1 protein-coding gene is annotated in these 636 nt (G+C 47.0%); it reads left to right on the top strand.

Going from position 1 to position 636, the window contains the following annotated elements:
• Positions 1-159: 159 nt before the first annotated feature.
• Positions 160-636: EamA family transporter (locus R7Z49_RS25840; protein WP_318112521.1), on the top strand; the 477-nt coding region annotated here is incomplete at its 3' end.

Here is a 636-nt window from a genome sequence, read left to right as displayed (position 1 = left end):
CTTCGCCCACTGCGTTACTACTCTATCAATTGCGTCCACGAGTTTTCTTTCTCCAATACGCATTCGGTCTGACGATTTATTTTAACATAAAGATACTTTACAAAAAGCAATCTAGCGCGTACCTTTACAATTAATTATCTCAACGTAAAGATATTTTACATGAACATATTACTCGCAATGATCCCCGCATTTTTCTGGGGCACAACTTATGCCGTTACGCAGTTCACTCTTCCAGACTGGCCGCCAGTGTTGCTGGGAGCACTGCGAGCACTGCCAGCCGGACTACTGCTACTGGCAATCAAACCTTCGCTGCCCAAAAAGCACGAATGGAAAGTGTTATTGATATTGGGCACGATTAACATCGCCTTCTTCTTTGGCCTCATTTTTGTGATGGCGTTGACCCTACCTTCTGCAATTTCCGGTGTCGGCATGATTTCTGTCCCCGTCTTTGCCATGCTGTTTGGTTGGGCGGTTTACAAACGTCAGCCTAGCGCAATACAAGGTATTAGCGGCGCAGTGTTGATTGCGTTAGCGTGGTTCTTGTTCGATCCAAGCTCAATCTCGCTGAACCCTATCGGTTTAGGGGCGATGCTGGCGGCCATCATGTGCATCGTGATTGGCAGTAGCGTAACCAAA

Origin of the sequence: Vibrio sp. 1562 (assembly GCF_033340155.1) — a bacterium.
Lineage (GTDB): Bacteria > Pseudomonadota > Gammaproteobacteria > Enterobacterales > Vibrionaceae > Vibrio > Vibrio alginolyticus.
This window is presented reverse-complemented; position numbering and strand designations above follow the sequence as displayed.